The organism is Streptomyces sp. 15-116A (assembly GCF_025290915.1).
GTDB lineage: Bacteria > Actinomycetota > Actinomycetes > Streptomycetales > Streptomycetaceae > Streptomyces.
The window spans coordinates 1-20,527 of sequence record NZ_JAOCQE010000102.1; the positions used below are offsets into that span (position 1 = coordinate 1).

20 protein-coding genes and 1 pseudogene are annotated in these 20,527 nt (G+C 73.1%); 9 read left to right on the forward strand and 12 right to left on the reverse strand.

Translation table 11 applies throughout. The features are described from left to right. Positions 1-155 precede the first annotated feature (155 nt). Positions 156-671 carry a hypothetical protein gene (locus tag N4P33_RS18140; RefSeq protein WP_260827669.1) on the forward strand — a complete coding sequence of 172 codons (516 nt, stop codon included), beginning with the start codon at positions 156-158 and terminating at the stop codon, positions 669-671. Positions 672-813: 142 nt separating this feature from the next. On the opposite strand, the gene N4P33_RS18145 is transcribed toward N4P33_RS18140, so the two are convergent. Continuing rightward, complete coding sequence (locus tag N4P33_RS18145) at positions 814-1,428, reverse strand: TetR/AcrR family transcriptional regulator (RefSeq protein ID WP_260827670.1); 615 nt, start codon at positions 1,426-1,428, stop codon at positions 814-816. 156 nt (positions 1,429-1,584) lie between these two features. On the opposite strand from N4P33_RS18145, the gene N4P33_RS18150 reads away from it, so the two are divergent. Together N4P33_RS18150 and N4P33_RS18155 are read left to right on the forward strand one after the other, a co-directional pair. Then, positions 1,585-2,544, forward strand: a complete 960-nt coding sequence (locus N4P33_RS18150) for a phosphatase PAP2 family protein (RefSeq protein ID WP_260827671.1) — start codon at positions 1,585-1,587, stop codon at positions 2,542-2,544. Next, the gene (locus N4P33_RS18155) at positions 2,541-3,629 is read left to right on the forward strand and encodes a hypothetical protein (RefSeq protein ID WP_260827672.1); all 1,089 of its coding nucleotides are present in this window, start codon (positions 2,541-2,543) and stop codon (positions 3,627-3,629) included. Before N4P33_RS18150 ends, N4P33_RS18155 begins: the two co-directional genes overlap by 4 nt. A gap of 76 nt (positions 3,630-3,705) precedes the next feature. On the opposite strand, the gene N4P33_RS18160 is transcribed toward N4P33_RS18155, so the two are convergent. The 8 genes from N4P33_RS18160 to N4P33_RS18195 all read right to left on the reverse strand — a co-directional run bounded on the left by N4P33_RS18160 (position 3,706) and on the right by N4P33_RS18195 (position 12,299). After that, entirely contained in the window at positions 3,706-5,757 is a 2,052-nt protein-coding gene (locus N4P33_RS18160) for a phosphocholine-specific phospholipase C (RefSeq protein WP_260827673.1), read from the reverse strand. 413 nt (positions 5,758-6,170) lie between these two features. Beyond that, the gene (locus tag N4P33_RS18165) at positions 6,171-6,839 is read right to left on the reverse strand and encodes a GntR family transcriptional regulator (RefSeq protein WP_260827674.1); all 669 of its coding nucleotides are present in this window, start codon (positions 6,837-6,839) and stop codon (positions 6,171-6,173) included. Further along, on the reverse strand, positions 6,836-7,837 hold the full coding sequence (locus N4P33_RS18170) for a proline racemase family protein (RefSeq protein WP_260827675.1): 1,002 nt from the start codon (positions 7,835-7,837) through the stop codon (positions 6,836-6,838). The genes N4P33_RS18165 and N4P33_RS18170 overlap by 4 nt, the downstream gene beginning before the upstream one ends. Before the next feature lie 13 nt (positions 7,838-7,850). Continuing rightward, positions 7,851-8,744 carry a dihydrodipicolinate synthase family protein gene (locus tag N4P33_RS18175; RefSeq protein WP_260827676.1) on the reverse strand — a complete coding sequence of 298 codons (894 nt, stop codon included), beginning with the start codon at positions 8,742-8,744 and terminating at the stop codon, positions 7,851-7,853. Next, entirely contained in the window at positions 8,741-10,126 is a 1,386-nt protein-coding gene (locus tag N4P33_RS18180; protein ID WP_260827677.1) for an FAD-dependent oxidoreductase, read from the reverse strand. Before N4P33_RS18180 ends, N4P33_RS18175 begins: the two co-directional genes overlap by 4 nt. Further along, entirely contained in the window at positions 10,116-10,415 is a 300-nt protein-coding gene (locus N4P33_RS18185) for a (2Fe-2S)-binding protein (RefSeq protein ID WP_260827678.1), read from the reverse strand. The genes N4P33_RS18180 and N4P33_RS18185 overlap by 11 nt, the downstream gene beginning before the upstream one ends. Then, positions 10,412-11,569 (reverse strand): FAD-binding oxidoreductase, encoded by a 1,158-nt coding sequence (locus tag N4P33_RS18190; protein ID WP_260827679.1) that lies wholly within the window; start codon positions 11,567-11,569, stop codon positions 10,412-10,414. Before N4P33_RS18190 ends, N4P33_RS18185 begins: the two co-directional genes overlap by 4 nt. Before the next feature lie 70 nt (positions 11,570-11,639). Next, positions 11,640-12,299 (reverse strand): hypothetical protein, encoded by a 660-nt coding sequence (locus N4P33_RS18195; protein ID WP_260827680.1) that lies wholly within the window; start codon positions 12,297-12,299, stop codon positions 11,640-11,642. 223 nt (positions 12,300-12,522) lie between these two features. On the opposite strand from N4P33_RS18195, the gene N4P33_RS18200 reads away from it, so the two are divergent. The 3 genes from N4P33_RS18200 to N4P33_RS18210 all read left to right on the forward strand — a co-directional run bounded on the left by N4P33_RS18200 (position 12,523) and on the right by N4P33_RS18210 (position 14,137). Beyond that, positions 12,523-13,182 (forward strand): helix-turn-helix transcriptional regulator, encoded by a 660-nt coding sequence (locus N4P33_RS18200; RefSeq protein ID WP_260827681.1) that lies wholly within the window; start codon positions 12,523-12,525, stop codon positions 13,180-13,182. Between the two features lie 31 nt (positions 13,183-13,213). Next, the gene (locus N4P33_RS18205; protein WP_260827688.1) at positions 13,214-13,753 is read left to right on the forward strand and encodes a toxin-antitoxin system, toxin component; all 540 of its coding nucleotides are present in this window, start codon (positions 13,214-13,216) and stop codon (positions 13,751-13,753) included. Positions 13,754-13,900: 147 nt separating this feature from the next. Continuing rightward, on the forward strand, positions 13,901-14,137 hold the full coding sequence (locus tag N4P33_RS18210) for a hypothetical protein (RefSeq protein WP_260827682.1): 237 nt from the start codon (positions 13,901-13,903) through the stop codon (positions 14,135-14,137). A 50-nt stretch (positions 14,138-14,187) separates the two neighbouring features. Here the strand turns inward: N4P33_RS18210 and N4P33_RS18215 are convergent, their stop codons facing one another. Then, a complete protein-coding gene (locus tag N4P33_RS18215; RefSeq protein WP_260827683.1) occupies positions 14,188-14,865 on the reverse strand; it encodes a 4'-phosphopantetheinyl transferase in 678 nt (225 codons plus the stop codon). After that, positions 14,862-15,722: a metallophosphoesterase gene (locus N4P33_RS18220; protein WP_260827684.1), complete on the reverse strand. Its 861-nt coding sequence runs from the start codon at positions 15,720-15,722 to the stop codon at positions 14,862-14,864. Before N4P33_RS18220 ends, N4P33_RS18215 begins: the two co-directional genes overlap by 4 nt. A 202-nt stretch (positions 15,723-15,924) precedes the next feature. On the opposite strand from N4P33_RS18220, the gene N4P33_RS18225 reads away from it, so the two are divergent. Continuing rightward, the gene (locus N4P33_RS18225) at positions 15,925-17,196 is read left to right on the forward strand and encodes an ATP-grasp domain-containing protein (protein ID WP_260827685.1); all 1,272 of its coding nucleotides are present in this window, start codon (positions 15,925-15,927) and stop codon (positions 17,194-17,196) included. A 183-nt stretch (positions 17,197-17,379) separates the two neighbouring features. Here N4P33_RS18225 and N4P33_RS18230 read toward each other — a convergent pair whose 3' ends face one another. Beyond that, positions 17,380-18,717, reverse strand: a complete 1,338-nt coding sequence (locus N4P33_RS18230) for a 6-phospho-beta-glucosidase (protein WP_260827686.1) — start codon at positions 18,715-18,717, stop codon at positions 17,380-17,382. Between the two features lie 175 nt (positions 18,718-18,892). Between N4P33_RS18230 and N4P33_RS18235 the strand changes: the two are divergent. Beyond that, a pseudogene (locus tag N4P33_RS18235) lies at positions 18,893-19,681 on the forward strand (IclR family transcriptional regulator). Between the two features lie 33 nt (positions 19,682-19,714). Then, on the forward strand, positions 19,715-20,527 hold an 813-nt coding region (locus N4P33_RS18240; RefSeq protein ID WP_260827687.1), incomplete at its 3' end, for a histidine kinase dimerization/phosphoacceptor domain-containing protein.

A 20,527-nucleotide genomic window follows, 5' to 3' on the forward strand; every position in this document is an offset into this window, starting at 1 on the left:
GGTCTGGCGGGTCAGGAGGATCCGGTGGGTCCGGCGGGGATTCGGGTGGCGGGTCGGACGGGGGCTCGGAGGGCGGATCCGGGGGTTCCGGTGGGTCGGACGGGGCCGGCCCCGGGCCGGAGGGTTCCGAGCCGCCGCTGGTGAGGAGCGGGTCCGTGACCGATGCGCTGAGCGGGATCAGTCTGCCGATCCCGGACGGCTGGGTCGGCCAGGAGATGCAGGCGGGCGCCCAGGTGTCGTCGGAGGAGGAGTACAAGTGCCCCGGCGACACGTCCAAGACCTGCTCCAAGGGCGGTGCCTATTCGGCGCCGGCCCTGGTGCTCGGCAGCCGCGGCTCCACGGCCGAGGAGGTCGCCAAGGCGGACATCGCCAAGAACGCCGAGGAGTCGTACGGCGGTTCGTCGTACGGGAAGATCACCTCCCACGACGTGCTCGCGTCGAAGGCGGTGACCGTGGCCGGGCAGAAGGGCTATCTGGTGCGCTGGAAGGCGGTCACCAGCAAGGGGTCCGACGGATTCGTCCAGTCGCTCGCCTTCCCCTCCCCCGCGCAGCCCGAGCGGATCGTCGTCGTCCGCTTCGGCGTGGACACCGATCAGAAGCAGTCCGTCCTCGACGAGATCACCGAAGGGATCAAGGCGGCGTCGGGCGGCGGCACCGGACAGGACGTCTGACCCACGGAATCCGGCGGCCGGGTGGGGCGCCCCTCCGCTCAAGGGGCACCCCACCCGGCCGGGGGGTGCGCGCCGCCCCCGTCCCCACGGTGCGGCGCGGTCAGGCCGCCGTCCGGTCATCCGGTGGACGGCGGCCCGGGTCTCATGAGAGGCCGAGGGCCGGCAGTACGGCGGCCTCCACGAACCGGAGCAGATAGTCCGGGTCGGCGTTCTCGCCCTCCAGTACGGGCCGGGCCCGCAGGACGCCGAAGAGCTGGGCCGGGACATACGGGAGCGCCGGGTTGTCCGCGGCGACCTCCCCGCGCTCGACGCCGCGGCGGAGGATCTCCTCCAGCGCGGCGATCTCCGGTTCGACCAGTGCCTCGCGGAGCGCCTGGGCCAGTTCCCGGTCCTGGGTGACCGCGTGCCCGAGCGCCTGCAGCAGGGTGGTGTCCTTCACCGACCACTCGCCCGCGCGCCGCGCGGCCTCGCGCAGATCGCCGGCGAGTGTGCCGGTGTCGATCCCGGTGAACCTCGTCTGCCGGTTGGAGCGCAGGGCTGCCGCCACGAACTGGGGTTTCGTACGCCACTGCCGGTACAGGGTCGACTTGCTGCACCGTGTGCTGGCGGCGACCTTCTCCATGGTGACGGCGTCGTAACCGCACTCGCGGATCTGGTCCAGTACGGCGACGAAGAACTCCCGCTCACGCTCGGGCGTGATCTTGGAGCGGCGCGAGGGGCCGACCTGCTCCGGTCGGTCCGCGGCCTGCGACGTCATCGGCTCAGCTCCTTGCCCTGATTGCCCGGACTCCAGTGTGTCGCATGTCCATCGATACGCCAGTGTACCGGTACGGAAGCGTATCGGTACACTGGCGTATCGGTACGCGTGCGTATCGATGAGTGTGCGGCACGATCTGGAGCGAGGGAGCCGGGGATGAAGACCCGCGAGGAGCCTGATGCGGCGGGATCCGGCATACCTCCGCGCCCGCCGCTTCTGCGTGAGCTTCTGCTGGTGGCCGGGCTGTTCCTCGTCTACAAGGCCGGCCGGCAACTGGCGACGGGGCACACGGCACAGGCGTATCGCAACGGTCACGACGTCTGGGACCTGGAGCGTGCGCTGGGTCTGCCGGGCGAGGGCGTGATCCAGTCCGTTCTGCTGCACGGCGACGGTGGTCTGGCGCAGGTGGCGAACACCTACTACGCCGCCGTCCACTTCCCGGCCACGGCCGCTTTCCTGGTCTGGCTGTATCTGCGTCGCCCTGCCCACTACGTGTGGGCGCGCCGGGTGCTGGCCGGGGTCACCGGTGCCGCGCTGGTCCTGCATCTGGCGTTCCCGCTGGCACCGCCGCGGATGCTGGCGGCGACGGGGCTGGTGGACACCGGCCGGGTGTACGGGCCGTCGGTGTACGGTCCGCCCCACACCGACCAGCTCTCGAACCAGTTCGCGGCCATGCCCTCGCTGCACTTCGGGTGGGCGCTGATGGTGGCCCTCGGTCTGATCGCCGCCACCCGGTCACGCCTGCGCCGGCTGTGGCTGCTGCATCCGCTGCTCACGCTGCTGGTGATCGTCGGCACGGCGAACCATTTCTGGCTGGACGCGGTGGTCGCGGGCATTCTGCTCGGCCTCGCGCTGGCGGTGAGCCGGGGGCCGGGGCGTGCGAGGGCGATGGATGAAGGGGCGGTGACGGCCGTGGGGGCAGGGCCGCGAGCGGAGGCCGGGGCAGGGGCGATGCGCGGAACCCAGGACGAGGTGAGGGGCCGAGCCGCCGTCGATGACCGCGACACGGACGGGCGTGACGTCGAGGTCGGGGCCGGAGATGTGGTCCCCGCCGCACGTGACACGGCTGGGCGGGGTGCGGTGAGCGGGCAGGAACTTGTGGAGGCCCGGCGATGAGCGGCGTGCTCGTGGCTGTTCTCCTGTCCCTCATATCCGCCGTCGCCTATGCCGCCGCCGCGGTCGCGCAGGAACGGCTCGCCTCAGGCGGTTCCGGCACCGGTGTGCTGCGGCTGCTGCGGCACGGCGCCTGGTGGGCGGCCGTTGCACTGAACGCCTCCGCCGCGGTGCTGCACGTCGTGGCGCTGAAGTACGGCCCGCTGACGGTCGTGCAACCCCTCGGCGCACTGACGTTGGTCGCAGCGGTGCCGATGAGCGCGCGGATCGCGGGGCGCCGGGTGAGCGCGGGCGAGTGGCGCGGGACGGCGCTCACCCTGACCGGTCTGGCGGCGGTACTGGCCACGGCGTCCGGCCCGGCGCCGGACGACGTGCTGAGCGTGCCCGAGGCGCTCGTGGTCGCGGGCGGTACGGCCGCCGTCATCGGCGTGCTGTCACGCCCCGGCGCACGGCCCGGCCTGCGGCACGCCACCGCGTCCGGGGTCGCCTCCGGGGTGGCCTCGGCGCTCACCCAGACCGTGACGGTCGCGGTGACGGACCGGTCGGGTCCGCTGCTGAGCGTCCAGGTGATCGGGGTGGCCCTGCTGGTCGCCGCGTTCGCGACGGGCGGGCTGCTGCTGTCCCAGACGGCGTACCGGGGCGGACTCGGCGCCCCGCTCGCGGTGGTGACGCTGGCGAACCCGGTGGCGGCCGCGGCGATCGGCCTCACCCTGCTCGGCGAACACCTCCGGGGCGGCCCCCTGGGCATCCTGTCGGCCCTGACCGGCGCGGGCCTCGCGGCATGGGGCGTCCTCCTGCTGACCCGCACGGCAGCCGACCCGGCGAACTCCCCGACAGCGGCTCACGCACCGCACGCCGTCCGTGCCCCCGCACGGCCGGCCCCGCGAGACCACATGGTCGATGCCGCCCTCACCCTGGACCGCCCGAGTCGCCGGGCCCTCGGTCGCGACGCCAAAGGCGAACAACCCGTCGAAGGCCAGACACCCGAAGGCCTCGCGGTCGAAGACGGCCCCGGCCCCCGCCCGGCACCCCTCGACCCGGCCCTCCTGCCGCACCAGCCCTCCCGGGCACACGCCCCGGCCCTCTGAGGCACCGGCCCTCAACTCAGGCCGCATCCCGCGGTCAGGGGAGGATGTCACCCTCCCCTGACCGCGAAATCCGCCCTCAGTCCGTGATGATCGCCGGATCGCTCACCCCCGGCCGGCCGTTCTCCACGTGGCCCACGAAGCGGCGCTGGAACGCGGTGTCGGTCTGGGACGTGACCGTCAGGTCGTACCAGCGGCGGCCGGCGCGCAGGTCGATCGTGCGGTGGACAGTGCTGCCGGGGCGGACGGTGATCGTGGTGGTGCTGTCGCCGTAGGCGTTGGTCAGGCGCAGGCGGGCCGTGTTCTTACCCGCGTTGGTGAAGGTCAGGCGGATGTCGTCGCCGGTGTGGCGGGCGGTGACCTCGGGGCCCGCGGTCTTGTTCGAGCCCTTGAAGACGCGCAGGAAGCCGTTCGGGCCGTGCACGGTCAGGTCGTAGGAGCCGCCCGAGTAGACGGAGTTCCACGTGTCCGAGAGGGTCTTGCCCGCCTCGGTCGTGTACGTCCAGGGGCCGTCGGTGCGGTTGCCGGAGGTGACCAGGAAAGCGGCGCCCGCCTTCGCGCCGGAGGCGAAGCCGAGCGTGAACTTTCCGGCCGCGGCGTCCACCGAACCGTCCACCGCCGGGGCGTACTTGAGCGGACGCGCGGGCCGCAGCCCCCGCTCCTGCCGGGGCAGGCTCGGATCGGCGGGCGGCGTCGGACGGTAGTCGGGGTGGCGCTCGCGGTCCGGCGGCTCGTAGGCGTCGGTGTCGGGCAGCTCGGCCGGGCGGCTGTCCTTGCGGGAGAAGTCGAAGGCGGCCGTCAGATCGCCGCAGATGGCGCGGCGCCACGGCGAGATGTTGGGCTCCTGCACCCCGAAGCGGCGTTCCATGAAGCGGATGATCGAGGTGTGGTCGAGGGTCTCGGAGCAGACGTAACCGCCCTTGCTCCAGGGCGAGACGACCAGCATCGGCACGCGCGGGCCGAGCCCGTAGAAGCCCTCGCGGTGGGTGGCGCTGCCCTTGAAGACGTCCAGGGAGACGTCGACCGTCGAGCGGCCCTGCGCGGCGGACTTCGGCGGCAGCGGCGGCACGATGTGGTCGAAGAAGCCGTCGTTCTCGTCGTAGGTGATGAACAGGGCGGTCTTCGCCCACACCTCGGGGTTGGAGGTGAGCGCGTCCAGCACCTGGGCTATGTACCAGGCGCCGTAGTTCGAGGGCCAGTTGGAGTGCTCGGAGAACGCCTCGGGGGCGGCGATCCAGGAGACCTGCGGCAGCCGGCCGGCCTTGACGTCGGCCCGCAGCTGGTCGAAGTAGCCGTCGCCGTTCTTCACGTCGGTGCCGGTGCGGGCCTTGTCGTACAGCGGGTCGCCGGGCTTGGCGTTGCGGTACTTGTTGAAGTACAGCAGGGAGTTGTCGCCGTAGTTGCCGCGGTAGGCGTCGTCGATCCAGCCCCAGTGGCCGGCCGCGTCCAGTCCGTCGCCGATGTCCTGGTAGACCTTCCAGGAGATCCCGGCCTGCTCCAGCCGCTCGGGGTACGTCGTCCAGTCGTAGCCGAGTTCGTCGTTGCCGAGGACCGGGCCGCCGCCCTTGCCGTCGTTGCCGGTGTGGCCCGACCACATGTAGTAGCGGTTGGGGTCGGTGGAGCCGATGAACGAGCAGTGGTAGGCGTCGCAGACGGTGAAGGCGTCGGCGAGGGCGTAGTGGAAGGGGATGTCCTCGCGGTCCAGGTATGCCATGGTGGTGGTGCCCTTGGCGGGCAGCCACTTGTCGTACTTGCCGTTGTGGTAGGCGGCCTGGCCGTCGGGCCAGCCGTGCGGGAGCCCTTCGAGGAACTGCATGCCGAGGTCGTCGGCGTCCGGGTGGAACGGCAGCACCTCCTTGGTGCCGTCGCTCTGGTGCCACACCGACTTGCCGCCCGCGAGGGTCACGGGATGCGGGTCGCCGAATCCGCGCACACCCTTGAGCCGGCCGAAGTAGTGGTCGAAGGAACGGTTCTCCTGCATCAGGACGACGATGTGCTCGACGTCCTCGATGGAACCGGTCCGGTGTGCGGCCGGCAGTGCGGCGGCCCGCTCGATGCTGGCCGACAGCGCGCTGAACGCCGTGGTGGCTCCCGCGAGTTGGAGAAAGCGTCGCCGGTTGACTTCGGGCATGGATGAATGACCTCTCGCCGTGAGGGGGGTGGGCCGGCCGGGGCTGGTGCGGTGCGCGCGGAAGGAGTGTTCCAGCCGAACCGAACATCGGGGAAGGGTGCGATGGCGCCGGGGTGAAGCTCGCCGGTACGGGAGGCGTGCCAGCGGATGGCCGCGACCTGCCGGAAGTCGCCGAGGGCGGCGTAGAACAGCGCGCGCACGGTGTCCACGCGGGGCTGGGCGTGGCGGAACGCCCAGGAGAGGACCGAGCGTACGGTGACCATCCGGTGCAGCCGCACCAGTTCCGCCAGGCGCTCCGGGTTCGGCGCCCGCGCGAAGCGCGAGGGCGCCCACGTCCTCCCGAAGGGTTCACGGCAGTTGAAGTGCCGCTCTGGGGGGGGCGATCCACTCGCCCCTCGTGGAGGTGTGGGCGGTCATGGGGCTGCCCACAGGTTGCGGATGTGGCCGAGGTGGCGGGTCATCACCGTGCGTGCTGCGGCCTCGTTCCGGGCCAGGAGTGTGTCGAGGAGTTCCAGGTGTTCCTCCGCCGATGCCTGGAGTCGTCCCTGTTCGGCCAGGGCGGTCAGGCCGTACAGGCGGGAGCGTCTGCGGAGGTCGCGGACGACCTCGACCAGGTGCTCGTTGCCCGCGAGTGCCAGCAGGCCGAGGTGGAAGCGGAGATCGGCCTCGACGTACGCGATGAGGTCGCCGGCGACGGCCGCGGTGACGATCTCCTCGGCGACCGGGCGCAGTGCCTCCAGGGCGGTCGGGTCGGCGGTGGTGGCCAGCTGTGCCGTCGTCGGGATCTCGATGAGGGAGCGGATGTGCGTGTACTCGTCGAGCTGCCGCTCGGAGACCGCGGTGACCCGGAACCCCTTGTTGGGGACGGTGTCGACGAGCCCCTCCTTGGCGAGGTCGAGCAGGGCCTCGCGCACCGGGGTGGCGGAGACGCCGAAGCGGGCCGCGAGGGCGGGGGCCGAGTGGACCTCGCCGGGGCGCAGTTCACCGGCGATCAGCGCGGCGCGCAACGCGTCGGCGACGCGCTCGCGGTAGCTGAGTTTGCGGCCGCCCAGACGCGGCAGCAGGGGATCTTCACGGTTCACAGCACGAACCCTGCCGGGAAGGGATCCTCGGGGTCCAGCAGATACTGCGCGGTGCCGGTGATCCAGGCGCGGCCCGTGAAGCTGGGCAGCACGGCCGGCCGGCCCGCCACGTCAGTGGTGCCGAGCAGCCGGCCGGTGAACCGGGTGCCGATGAACGACTCGTTCACGAACTCGGTGTGCAGCGGGAGTTCGCCGCGTGCGTGCAGCTGGGCCATGCGGGCGCTGGTGCCGGTGCCGCAGGGCGAGCGGTCGAACCAGCCGGGGTGGATCACCATGGCGTGCCGGGAGTGGCGGGCGGTGGCGCCGGGCGCGTACAGGTGGACGTGGTGGCAGCCGCGGATGGACGGGTCCTCCGGGTGGACGGGCTCCTCGGCGGCGTTGATCGCCTCCATCAGGCTCAGTCCGGCGGCGAGGATGTCGTCCTTGCGGGAGCGGTCGAAGGGGAGACCGAACTCGGTCAGCGGCAGGATGGCGTAGAAGTTGCCGCCGTAGGCGAGGTCGTACGTGACCGTGCGGCCGTCGGGCAGGGTCGCCTTGCGGTCGAGGGCGACGGCGAAGGACGGCACATTGCGCAAGGTCACGGCCTTGGCCGCCCCGCCCTCGACGGCCACTTCGGCGACGACGACGCCGGCGGGGGTGTCCAGGCGGATGGTGGTGACCGGTTCGCGGACCTCGACCATGCCGGTCTCGACCAGGACCGTCGCCACGCCGATGGTGCCGTGCCCGCACATCGGCAGATAGCCGGAGACCTCGATGTAGACGACGCCCCAGTCGCAGTCGGGCCGGGTCGGCGGCTGGAGGATCGCGCCGCTCATCGCGGAGTGCCCGCGCGGCTCGTTCATCAGCAACTGCTTGACGGGGTCGCGGTGTTCACGGAAGTACAGCCGCCGCTCGTTCATGGTGGCGCCGGGGATGGTCCCGATGCCGCCGGTGATCACCCGGGTGGGCATGCCCTCGGTGTGCGAGTCGACGGCGTGCAGGACGAGTGTGCTGCGCACGATGTCCTCCCTCTCAGACGAGTCCGGCCGCGAGGGCCTTCTCGGTGGCCGCGCGCACGGCCGCCTCCTGCTCGGGCAGCAGGGGCATGCGGGGCGGGCGGCAGGGACCGCCGTGGCGGCCGGCGAGATCCATGGACCGCTTGATCGCCTGGACGAACTCGACGCGTGAGTCCCAGCGAAGCAAGGGGTGCAACTGCCGGTACAGGGGCCGCGCGGTGTCCAGGTCGCCGTCGACGGCCGCCCGGTACAGGTCCGCGCAGGCGCGCGGCAGCGCGTTGGGGTAACCGGCCACCCAGCCCTTGGCGCCCGCGACGGCAAGCTCCAGCAGCACGTCGTCCGCTCCCGCCAGCAGGTCCAGTTCGGGGGCGAGTTCGGCGATGCGGTACGCGCGGCGGACGTCGCCGGAGAACTCCTTCACCGCGTGGATGTGTCCCTCGCCGTGCAGCCGGGCGAGCAGTTCGGGTACGAGATCGACCTTGGTGTCGATGGGGTTGTTGTACGCGACGATCGGCAGCCCTGCCCGGGCGACTTCGGCGTAGTGGGCGAGGACGGACCGCTCGTCGGCGCGGTAGGCGTTGGGCGGCAGCAGCATGACGGCCCGGCAGCCGGCCTCGGCGGCCTGCTCCGCCCACCGCCGGGCCTCGGCGGCCCCGTAGGCGGCGACCCCGGGTATCACCCGTGCCCCGCCCACGGCGGCGACGGCCGTCTCGACGACGCGGGCGCGCTCCTCGTCGGTGAGCACCTGGTACTCGCCGAGGGAGCCGTTCGGTACGACGCCGTCGCAGCCGTTCTCGACGAGCCAGGCACAGTGCTCGGCGTAGCGGTCGTGGTGCACGGAGAGGTCGGCGTTCAGGGGCAGTGCGGTGGCGACGAGGATGCCGCGCCAGGGGCGGTCGTGGTCGGTCATGAGGGTCCTTCCTCGGACGATGCCGGGTTGCGCTCGTTGTGCTGTGCGGCGAGGACGCCCAGGGGGACGGGGCGTGCGAACGGCCGCCGGGAGGGCGTGAGGGGGCAGCCGGTGAGTCCCGCGACGCCTGGTGCGCACATCCGGCCCTGGCACCAGCCCATACCGGCCCGGGTGAGCAGCTTGACGGTCCGGGTGTCCCCGGCGCCTAGGTGCCGGGCAGCACGGACCTCGCCCGCGGTGACCTCCTCGCAGCGGCAGACGACGGTGTCGTCGGTGACCTGCTCGGTCCAGTGGGCGGGTGGTGCGAAGGCCGCACGCAGGGCGTCGGCGGACGTGCGGAGCCTCCTACGGGCCCTCAGCGCGGCGGGCGCCGGGGCGAAGGCGGTGCCCTTGAGGTGGGCGGCGATGGACCGGCCTGCGAGGTGTCCTTCGGTGAGGGAGAGCGGGGCGCCGCCGATGCCGGTGGTCTCGCCGGCCGCCCAGACGCCGGGTACGTCGGTGCGCTGCTGCTCGTCGACGGCCACGGTGAGCCCGTCGAGACGGCAGCCGAGGGTCTCGGCGAGGTCCGTGTGCGGCAGCATGCCGTGGCTGACGGCGAGCGTGTCGCAGGGCAGCTGCCGCTCGGTGCCGGGCCTGACCCGGCCGTGCGCGTCGAGCGCGGCGACGGTGACGCCGGTCAGCCGGTCGTCGCCGCGGGCACGGACGACGGTGTGGCGGGCGAGGAACGGCACGCGATGGCGCAGCAGCCGGGTGGCGTATCCGGCGGCCTCGGGGAGTTTGCCGGCGAGGGAAGTGCCGTACCGCATCACATGTCTGAGGGCGGTGGACTCGACCACGGCGGCGACGGACACGCCCGCCGCGGCGAGCCCGGCCGCCACCGGCAGCAGGAGGGGCCCGGTACCGGCGACGACGGCGGTCCGGCCGGGGACGACGAGGCCGCCCTTGAGCATGGCCTGCGCCCCGCCCGCCGTGACCACACCGGGGAGGGTCCAGCCGGGGAACGGCAGCACGGTCTCGTAGCCGCCGGTGGCCAGCAGCAGCACGGTGGCGTGCACCTCGGCGGGCTGTTCCTGCTCGGGGCCGAGCAGCGCGTGCACGACGAAGCCGTCCGATGTGCGTTCGGCGCACCAGACATGATGCTCCGTCAGCACCTGTACGCCGCCGGCGTCGAGCCCGGCCCGCAGCCGCGCCCACGTGCGCCACTGATGATGCAGCGCCTGCGGGCGCCCGGCGCCCAGTGCGGCGGCGGGCTGCCGGTAGAACTGGCCGCCGGGCGCCGGGGCCGCGTCGAGGAGCGCGACGTGTACGCCTCGGGAAGCGGCGGCGAGGGCGGCGGCGAGTCCCGCCGGGCCCGCGCCGATCACCGCGAGGTCAGTCCGCATGCCCCGTCCCCTCCTGGGTGCGAATGACGTCGCCGGGGCGTGCCGGGATCAGGCAGGCCCGCTGGTTGGGGCGGTCGTTGACGGTGACGAGGCAGTCGAAGCAGACGCCGATACCGCAGAAGACGCCGCGGGGCCGTCCGGCATCGCGGGTGGACCGCCAGGAGGTGACCCCCGCGTCCCAGAGCACGGCGGCGATGGTCCTTCCGGGCAGCACGTCGAGAGACCGCCCGTCGAGCGTGACGGTGAACCCGGGCCCGGGCCGGGCCTCCGCCAACTCCAGGGGATTCATCGCCGGGCCTCCTGAGGGTTGTCGGGGAAGCGGTCGGGGCGGAAGGGGGTGAGATCGGGCAGGTCACCGACGATTGCTCGGGCGATCAGGTGGCCCGTGCCGGTGGCCAGGCCGATGCCCGCGCCCTCGTGGCCGCAGGCGTGCAGGAGTCCCGGGGCGCGGGGGTCGGGGCCGATGGCGGGGAGGTGATCGGGGAGGTACGGGCGGAAGCCCGCGTAGGTGCGGAGCGCCCGGACGTCGGCCAGGAACGGGAACAGACGGGTGGCGCCCGCCGCCAGGGCCCGCACCGCCGGAAGGGACAACGTACGGTCGAAGCCGACGCGTTCGCGGCTGGCGCCGATCAGCACGGGCCCGGCGGCCGTGCCCTCGACCACCGGAGACGTCTGGAGCGCCGCCGAGTCGCTGGCGACGTCGGCCACGTAGTCGGCGGCGTACACCTTGTGCCGGATGCGCGGCGGCAGGGGCTCGGTGACCAGGACGAAGCCACGCCGGGGCAGGACGGGCAGGGACACCCCGGCGCGGGCGGACAGCTCGCCGCCCCAGGTGCCGGCCGCGTTGATGACGTGAGGGGCGTGCAGCTCGCCCCGGGGTGTGCGGACGCCGTACACCGTGCCGTCGCGGGCGCGCAGGACGCGGGTGACCTCGTGGCCGGTGAGGAGCCGGGCGCCGGAGGCGTGCAGCAGGTGGGCGGCGGCGAGGGCGGGCATCACCTGGGCGTCCTGCGGATAGTGGACGCCGCCCGCGAGGCCGGGCGCGAGACGGGGTTCGAGGCCGGCGAGCCGGTCGGCGGGAACGGGGTCGGCCCGTACCCCGGCGGCGCGCTGCCCGGCCGCGAACCGCTCGAGTCCGTCGAGGACGGCGGGCGTCTCGGCGACGACCAGTCCGCCCTTCGGGTCGTACTCGATCTCCTTGCCGAGCTCTTCGGCGAGTTCGGCCCACAAGGACAGGGACAGCAGCGCCAGTTCGAGCTCGGGTCCGGGGGCCTTGTCGGAGACGAGGAGGTTGCCCTCGCCCGCTCCGGTGGTGCCGCCGGCGACCGGGCCGCGGTCGACGACGATCACGTCGAGGCCCGCTCGGGCCGCGTACCAGGCACAGGCGGCGCCCGTCATCCCGGCACCCACCACCACGACATCGCAGGTCAGCGACTCGCTCACGCCAGTACTATGTCACACACCACAGTGGGGCAGAAGAGGGCGGACGCAACGGGACGCAGGTTCCGTCCGCTCAGTCCGCTGCGTGGACCACGCTCAGGTGGGAGGCCGTACGACGGACCCTGCGGGGCCTCGGCGGCGTGCGGCGCGCCTCGCGCAGGACCAGGGTCAGCCGGGTCCAGCCCAGGTCCTTCAGGGTGCCGGTGGTCTCGGCGACGATCCGGCAGTCGGTGGTTCCCCAGCGCGGGTCGGGATGCCGCAACGGGCGTACGGCGCCGTCGTGTTCGGCGGCGCGCTCGCCGACGACGCGCAGCCAGTGCGGCAGGCCGTGCCGGTAGGCGGCCTCCATGATGGGGTCCTGGGCGATGTCGCGGCGGATGGCCTGCAGCCCGTTGTCGTGGCCGTGGCGCTCCGTGGTCTGGGCGAAGTGGGCCAGCATCGGCAGGCACCAGCTGGACTCGTGATCGCCCAGCACGGTCGCGGCGTCCGGGTGGAAGAGGACGAAGCGCAGGAAGTTGTCGTCGGGCATGGCCGTCGGATGCGGGCCGACCTCCCGGAAAAGTGTCCGGAAAGCAGTGTTGGTGAGCAGCACGTCCCAGCGGTGGTCGACCACCAGGGAGGGGAAGGTGACGGCCTCGAGGACGGCGGCGTAGTCCTCCAGGTAGGCCTGGGCCTCGGGAGTCTCGGGGGCGGGCCGCGGTGCCGGCCGCTGCCCTCCTGCCTGATATGCCATCGGGAGGTCACCCCTCTTGCCTGTGCGGCCTTGACGCGGCGCCCCGATCCTGCTGCCCGGACGCGACGTGTGTCAACTATCGTGGCATTCACCGCCCGTTGACGGCTGAAATTGGCCACAGTTGTGGCGAGACCTGGATGTGAGTTCGATCCTGGGGCTAGTCTCCGTGAAGTTCACGGCGAACGCTTGTGAGAAGCCTGTGAGAGACATAGGAGATCTGTCGGTGACGGGTGGGGGCTTCGAGGATCCGGGCACCGCGCCGACGGCCGTGCTGTCCGCGGTCGTCGCCCGCGTCACCGCACTCGCCGACCGGCTCGGTGTGCCGCACGCCGAGGTCTTCGACACCGGCCGGCTGTCCGTGGCCTCCGGTGTCCCGGAGCCCGTGGTCAAGGCGCTGCTGAGCGGACGTCCGGCGGGCGAGCCCGATGTGCAGGCCCGGTTCGTGCAGCGGCTTGACCTGCTGCGCCGGACCCGGCTGAAGCCGAACGGGCGCAAGTACACGCAGCAGGAGATCGCCGACGGTGCGGGCATGTCGCGGCAGCAGGCCGGCGCGCTGATCAACGGCGACCGGCGGCCCACGATGGAGCACTGCGACGCCATCCAGCGGTTCTTCCGGGTGCACGCGGGTTTCCTCACCGCCGAGGATCCGGAGGCGCTGGCGAGCGCGCTTCAGCACACCGAGCAGGAGCTGCTGCAGAAGCTCGCGGACCGCGAGCGGAGGGCGGCCGCGGCGGAGGGTGACCCGCTGGAGCGGCTGCTGCAGGACCACGGTGTGCGCGGGATCGCGTGGCGGGCCGCGCAGTTGCCCACCGACCAGCATCGCGACAAGGTCGCGGAATGGCTGGACATGCTCCTGGAGAGCGTCCAGCGGCCCGAGTCCTGACCTGGGGAGAAGTGTGGGCATCGGCAGGGAAATGCGCCGTCTGTGCGGCGAGTTGGTCGCGGAGCTGACGCTTCCTGTCCCCGCGCGGCCCTCGGATCTGTACGCCGCGCTGTGCGAGGCGATGAGCAGACGCCGCGGCCGCCCGGTGCTGTTCCGTACGGCAGCCTTCCCGCCCGGCACGGCGAGCGGGCTGTGGCTGGACATGGCGGAGCAGGATCTCGTGGTGGTCGAGGAACGCACCGCGCCGGACCACCAGTTGGTGATCCTGGGCCACGAGCTGTGGCACATGACGGCCGGGCACCATGGCCACCATGTCGCCGGCGCCGAGGTCGCGACGCGCTTACTGGACGAGGACTGCGACGAGGACGACCTGCGCGCGACCGTCCTGAAGGTCGCCGCCCGCACCCGCTTCGACCTGGCCGACGAGAAGGAGGCCGAAGCGTTCGGTCTGCTGCTCGCCAGCAAGTGCCGTGCCTGGCTGGCGGGTTCGTCGCTCCGTGGCCCGGTGCAGCGGGACCATCTGGCGGGCCGTATCGAGGTGTCGCTGGGGTATCTGGGGCCGAAGGGCTGACCCGGCGGGGCGCGCATCGCGGTGGACGTGACGCGGGACCGGGCACGTCGGCGGCCGATTGTCAGTGGTGGGCGGCAAGCTGGGGGTGCGTGCCCTTCGTGCCGGGGGTGCGCGGACCTTCGATCACGACACGGGGAGAGCCGAGCGATGCCCACCGCCGTACTGACCGACCGCGAGCGCACCGCCGTCCAGGCCTATCTGCGGCTGCTGCACACCGTGCGCGCCGCCTTCGACACGCGGACCGGACCGGCGGACGCCGTCCGGCCTCCCGTCGTGCCGCCGGCCGTGCTGGAGGAGGCGGAGGCGGCCCTGGCCCGCGCGGGACTGACCGGCAACGAGGAGGAGTTCTTCCGGATGCTGCGGGACTGGTGCCCCGAGGGGTGAGCCCTCAGGCGAGTGGCGTACGGGTGAACGCGGCCGTGGGCCGGGCGGGTTCACCCGTGCGGTACGGCGATCGCCGTGGCGATCAGGCCCCGTTCCGTGCTCCAGCGGCCCTGGAAGTGGCCGATGCGGCGCCCGCCCACCAGCGGGCCGGGGACGAGCAGCTCGGCGCGGAACGCGCCGCGGGTGCGCTCACCGGGGTCGGCGTGCAGGTCGATGTCGGCCTCGGTGAAGTCGAGCCACTTCCCGGTCAGCGGGAACCACGCCTTGTACACGGACTCCTTGGCGCTGAACAGCAGCCGGTCCCAGTGCACCTCCGGCCGCTGCTCGGACAGCCGGCCGATGCGTGCGGCCTCCGCCGGCAGCGCGATCGCGGGCAGCACCCCCTCGGGCAGCGGCCCGTGGACCTCCGCGTCGATACCGAGGGAGGCGAGGTCACCGGCCCGGACGAGGGCGGCGGCGCAGTAGCCGTCGCAGTGGGTCATGCTGCCGAGGAGTCCGGCCGGCCAGCCGGGGGCGCCGCGCTCCCCGGGCAGGACCGGCTGCGGGGGCACCCCGAGTTTCTCCATGGCGCGGCGGGCGCAGGAGCGTACGGCGGTGAACTCGCGGCGCCGCTTGGCGACCGCCTTGGTCAACAGCGCCTCCTCCGCGGGGAAGAGCGGGGCGTCGGTGCCCTCGTCGCCGTGGGCCTCCACGACCACCACCGTCTGCGGCAGCAGCTCCTCGATCACCGGTGCTCGTCCTCTCTCGGCGCGATCCGGCGCAGCCGTCCCGGCGGCTGCTGCCGCGTGCGCCACTCGCGGGGGTAGCCCACCGACACCTCCTCGAAGGGGACGTCGTCCTGCCGGGTGGACCGCGGGATGTGCAGATGGCCGTAGACCATGGTGTGCACGGGGAATCTTCGGTGCCAGTCGCCGGTGAGCGTGGTGCCGCACCACATGGCGAACTCGGGGTGCCACAGCACGTCCGTGGGATGGCGGTGCAGGGGGTAGTGGTTGACCAGCACGAGCGGCAGGTCGCCCGGCATGGCGTCGAGTCTGCGTCCGGTCTCGGCGACCCGGGCCCGGCACCAGGCCTCCCGGCTCGGATACGGGTCGGGGTGCAGCAGATACTCGTCGGTGCAGACGATGCCGGTGCCCCGCGCGTACGCCAGGCCCTCGTCCTTGGTGCGGCAGCCGGGCGGCAGGAACGAGTAGTCGTAGAGCAGGAACAGCGGCGCCACGGCCACCGGACCGCCGGGGCCGTCCCACACGGCGTAGGGGTCCTCGGGGGTGAGGACGCCCAGCTCGCGGCACAGCTCGACGAGGTGCTCGTAGCGTGCGACGCCGCGCAGGGTGACGGTGTCGCTGGGGTGGGTCCACAGTTCGTGGTTGCCGGGTGCCCACACCACCCGCGCGAACCGGCCCGCGAGTGTCTTCAGGGCCCAGTGGATCTGGTCGACCGTCTCCGCGACGTCGCCCGCGACCAGCAGCCAGTCGTCGTCCGACTCGGGGTGCATCCGCTCCACCAGGGCGCGGTTCTCGGGGTAGCCGATGTGCAGGTCGCTGACGGCCCACAGCTGTCCGCCCCCGCCGGCCGTGGACGTCACGGTCGCCCCCTTGAACGCGCTCGATCCGGACCCGCTCGAACGTAACACGGGCGTTGCACTCCGGCCGCCGCGGAGGCCGTATGATCTGGCCGACACCACCGCCGTAAAAGCCCTTCGCACAGGGCGGTTTGGTGACCCTTCCTCCCTCCTGCCCGGGCACGGGCCGCCGAGCCCTGCCCGCACACCGTGAAAGGCGGCCTGCATGGTCTCTCGCGTACGCGTCTGGCTCAACCGCACGTACGCGGAGAACGTGTTCTTCATGGATCAGCTGCGGCGAAATCCCAGCGATCGGGCGGTCGAGATCCACGCCACCCACGGCGACCCCGACTCCCCCGTGCTGGCCGCCGCCGACACCGCCGAGCTGGAGCCCGAGGGCCTGTCGGACGCGGCGTACGTCGAGTACGCGCTCGCTCAGTGCGAGCGGCGCGGCATCGACGTGTTCGTGCCCCGGCTGCACCAGGCGGCGATCGTGGCGCGCCGCGCCGAGTTCGAGGCCGCCGGTACGGCACTGCTCGCGCCGCCGCGTGAGGCGGCGCGCGTGTTCCAGGACAAGGTGATCGCCTACGAGGCGGTGCAGGCGATCGGGGTGCCGGTGCCGCCGTGGTGGCGGGTCCGTTCGGCGGACGAACTCCTCGCCGCGGTGGAGGAGTTGGAGGGGCGGGGCTATCGCGCCTGCTTCAAGCCCGCGTCCGGCGCAGGTGGTGTGGGCTTCCGGGTGATCACACGGGCGCCGTTCTCGCTGGCGCAGCTGAACGGTTTCCCGAGCCCGCAGGTTCCGCTGGATCTGGTGCTGGAGGCGGTGCGGCGGGCCGAGGAGCCGGTGGACTGGCTGGTGATGCCGCGGCTGGAGCAGCCGGAGGTGTCGGTGGACTGCCTCACCGGGCCCGACAACCGCATCCGGCTGGCGGTGGGGCGTGCGAAGAACGGCCGGCGCCGGGGCTTCACGCTGCACGAGCAGTGGCTGGAGCCGGCCCGGCGGATCGCGGAGGGCTTCGGCCTGCACTTCCTGTCCAACATCCAGTTCCGGATGCTGGGCGACCGGCCGGTGCTGATGGACGTCAACACCCGCCCGGCGGGCGGGCTGCACCAGCTGGCGCTGTGCGGGGTGAACGCACCGTGGGCCGCCGTCCGGCTGGCCCTCGGCGACGACCCGGGCGAGCTCACGCCCCCGTTCCTGGGCCAGGACTACACGGTGGTGGCGGGCCCACGCCCCCTGCGCCCGGTCAGCCTGCCCCACCAGCGAACGGAGGCAGCGGTGCCGGCCCCGCAGCCGACGGCTGCACCGGTGAGCACCGCGTCCCCGGCCCCCGCTCCGTCATCCTTGAGCGCCGCGTCCGCTGCCCCGTCGCCGTCGGCGCTCCCCTTGAGCGCCGCGTCCGCGCTGGGCGCCGTGCCCGCTCCCGCCGTGCCCGTGGAGCCGATGACCGGGGCCGCCGGGAGCGATCAATCCGCCGCTCCCGTTTTTTCTCCATGATTTTTTCGCCGGGGGTGTATCAGGCGGCCGGCCTCGTGCTCTTAACAGTGCGAGGCGCCGGGGAACGCGCCGGGGGGAAGCACGGGGGAACGGGGGGCTCGGGTCGGTCGGCCGCTGTCACGGGGGGCGACCGGCCGACCCGATGCGCAGCACGACACACCCCGAACGGGCCGGACAGCGCCCCTACTTGAGATAGGCCAGCTCCGGATGCACGGCCGTGTAGCCGTCCACGAGCCGGCGGGCCACGTTCACCGAGTCGACCAGCGGGTGCAGCGCGAAGGCTTTCACGGCGGTGCCGCGCGAGCCCGACTCCGCCGCGGCCAGGACCTCCCGCTCGACCGCCTTGACCGCGCACACCAGACCGGCGGCGTGCGCGGCCAGCGGGTCGACGGTGACCGGATGCGCACCGCTCGCGTCGACCAGGCACGGCACCTCGACGACGGCGTCGGCGTCCAGGACGGAAAGGGTGCCGCTATTGCGGACGTTGAGGATGAGGGTCGTGCGCTCGTCGCGGGCGATGGCCCGCATCAGGGCGAGGGCCACCTTCTCGTAGCCGCCGGACAGGTCGTCCTCGTCGCGGTCGCCTGCGCCCGCCGCCTCACGGTTCTCGGCCATGTAGGTGGCCTCGCGTTCGGCGCGGGTGCGGTTCCACAGGTCCAGGGCGGGGGCGTCGGGGTCGGCCATCTCGGCGTAGAAGCGCGCCTGCTGGTCGTGCAGGAACGCACCCCGGGTGCGCTCGGCGCTCCGGTAGGCGGCGACGGTCTCCCGGTTGAAGTAGTAGTAGTGCAGGTACTCGTTGGGGATCGCGCCCAGGGTCTGGAGCCAGTCGGTGCCGAACAGCCGGCCCTCCTCGAAGGAGCCGAGCAGCTCGGCGTCGGCGAGCAGGCGCGGCAGCAGATCGCGTCCGCCGACGCGCAGGGCGCGTACCCAGCCGAGGTGGTTGAGGCCGGCGTAGTCGATCCACGCCCGCTTCGGGTCGGCGCCCAGCACCCGTGCGATCCGGCGGCCGAGGCCGACGGGTGAGTCGCAGATGCCGATGACGCGGTCGCCGAGGTGGCGGGACATGGCCTCGGTGACCAGGCCCGCCGGGTTGGTGAAGTTGATGACCCAGGCATCGGGGGCGAGGCGGGCCACCCGGCGGGCGATGTCGACGGCGACGGGGACCGTGCGCAGACCGTAGGCGATGCCGCCCGCGCCGACCGTCTCCTGGCCGAGGACCCCCTCGGCGAGCGCGACCCGCTCGTCCAGCGCACGGCCCTCCAGACCGCCGACCCGGATCGCGGAGAACACGAAGCCGGCGCCGCGCAGCGCCTCGTCGAGATCGGTGGTCACGGTGACCGATGGGGCGTCGGGCCGGCCGGCCGCCTGCTCGGCGAGGACCCGGCGCACGGCGGAGAGCCGTCCGGCGTCCACGTCGTGCAGTACGACCTCGGTGACGCGCCCCTCCGCGCGGTCGTCGAGCAGGGCCCCGTACACGAGCGGGACGCGAAAGCCGCCACCGCCCAGAATCGCCAGCCTCACGTCCACACCCTTCCCACGCCGCCGACGTGCACCTTACTCGCCGCCACCGACTGCTTCGGCGGGTCCACGTCCCGGGTCTTGCGCACCACGGGTCCGCCCGGGCCACGCTCACCCGGTCCCCCGCCGTCCCGTACCCCCGCAGGAGGCCCCGACCATCCCTCCGGAAGACACCCCCGTGCCCCACCACTCCACCCCCGTCCGCCTGCTCGCCGTGCTCGAAAACCGCCTTCGATCATGAGCACCCGGCGCTGACGCTCACGGACATCAGCCGCCGGGCCGGGCTCAGTCCGACCACCGCGCACCGGCAGGTGGCGCGCTCGGCCGGTGGGGTGCGCTGGAGCGGGACGTGGCCGGGCGGTATCAGATCGGGCTGCGGCTGTGGGAGCCGGCCGCGCTCGCCCCGCGCGGGCCGGCCCTGCGGCAGGTGGCGCTGCCGTATCTGGAGGACCTGTACGAGGCGACGCACGAGAACGTGCAGCTCGCGGTGCGCGACGGGTGCGAGGTCGTCTGCACGGATTGGCTGTCGGGCCGCTCGGCGGTCGGGGTGCACATCCGGGTCGGCGCCCGCCGGCCGCTGCACGCCACCGGTGTGGGCCTGGCGCTGCTCGCGCACAGCGATCCCGGTTTCCAGGAGGAGTACTGCGCGGGCCCGCTCGCCGCGTTCACCCCGTACACCGTCACCGATCCGGCCCGTCTGCGGCGGATGCTCGCCGAGGAGCGCCGCTCGGGGGTCGCGGTGAGCGACCGGCAGGTCACCGAGGTCGCCCTGGCGGTGGCCGCCCCGGTGCGCGGGGCGGACGGCCCGGTCACCGCGGCCGTGTCGGTCGTCGTCCCGCACGCCGACGCGCAGGTGCCCGTCCTGGTCCCGGCGCTGCGGCCGGCCGCCCGCGGCATATCGAGGGTGCTGGGCCGGCGGCCCGATATCCCTCTCACCGGTGAGGACCGGCCCGCCCGGCGCTCGTGATACTGGAGCGGCACCCGCCCCGAGGAGCCGCTCATGTCCCTCCGGAACGCCCTCACGCCCGTCGTCACCCGCTGGCGCACCGCCAACCCGTACGCCGTGGACGCGGCGCTCGCCGCGCTCGTGCTGTTCGCGGTGTCCCTCCAGTGGATCTTCCCGTCCGAGGGCGACGAGCGGCTGAGTCTGCAGGGCTGGCTGATCGCTGCCGGCACGGCCGTCCCGCTGATCTGGCGGCGGCGGGCGCCGTTCGCCACGGCGTGCGTGGTGTCGGTCGCCACCCCGGTGCAGGCGCTGTATCACGCGCCCCCGCCGGACGTGATGTACGGCGGGATGGTCGCCTTGTACACGGTCGCCGCGGAGGGCAGGCGCTGGGAGCGCCGGCTGATGCTGGCGGGATGGCTGATCGGGGTCGTCGTCACCATGCAGCACAAGGAGGGCGAGCGGGCCTACGAGTACGCCTTCCAGCTGATGAGTGTGGTCTGCGCATACGCCCTCGGCGTGCTGGCCCGCGTCCAGCGCGCGTACACCCGGGAGCTGGAGGACCGGGCGGGCCGGCTGGAGCGGGAGCGGGCGGCGGACACCGCGCGGGCGCGGGCCGAGGAGCGGGCGAGGATCGCCCGCGACATGCACGACATCCTGGCGCACGCGGTGAGCCTGATGGTGGTGCAGGCGGAGGCCGGTCCGGTGGTGGTGCGCAAGGATCCGCGGCGCGCGGAGGCCGCGTTCGACACGATCGCCTCGACCGGGCGGGACGCGATGGCGCAACTGCGGCGGATCCTGGGCGTGCTGAAGCAGGAGCGGCCGGGCGAGGCGGCCGGGCGGCTGCCGCAGCCGGGCGTGGCGGCGCTG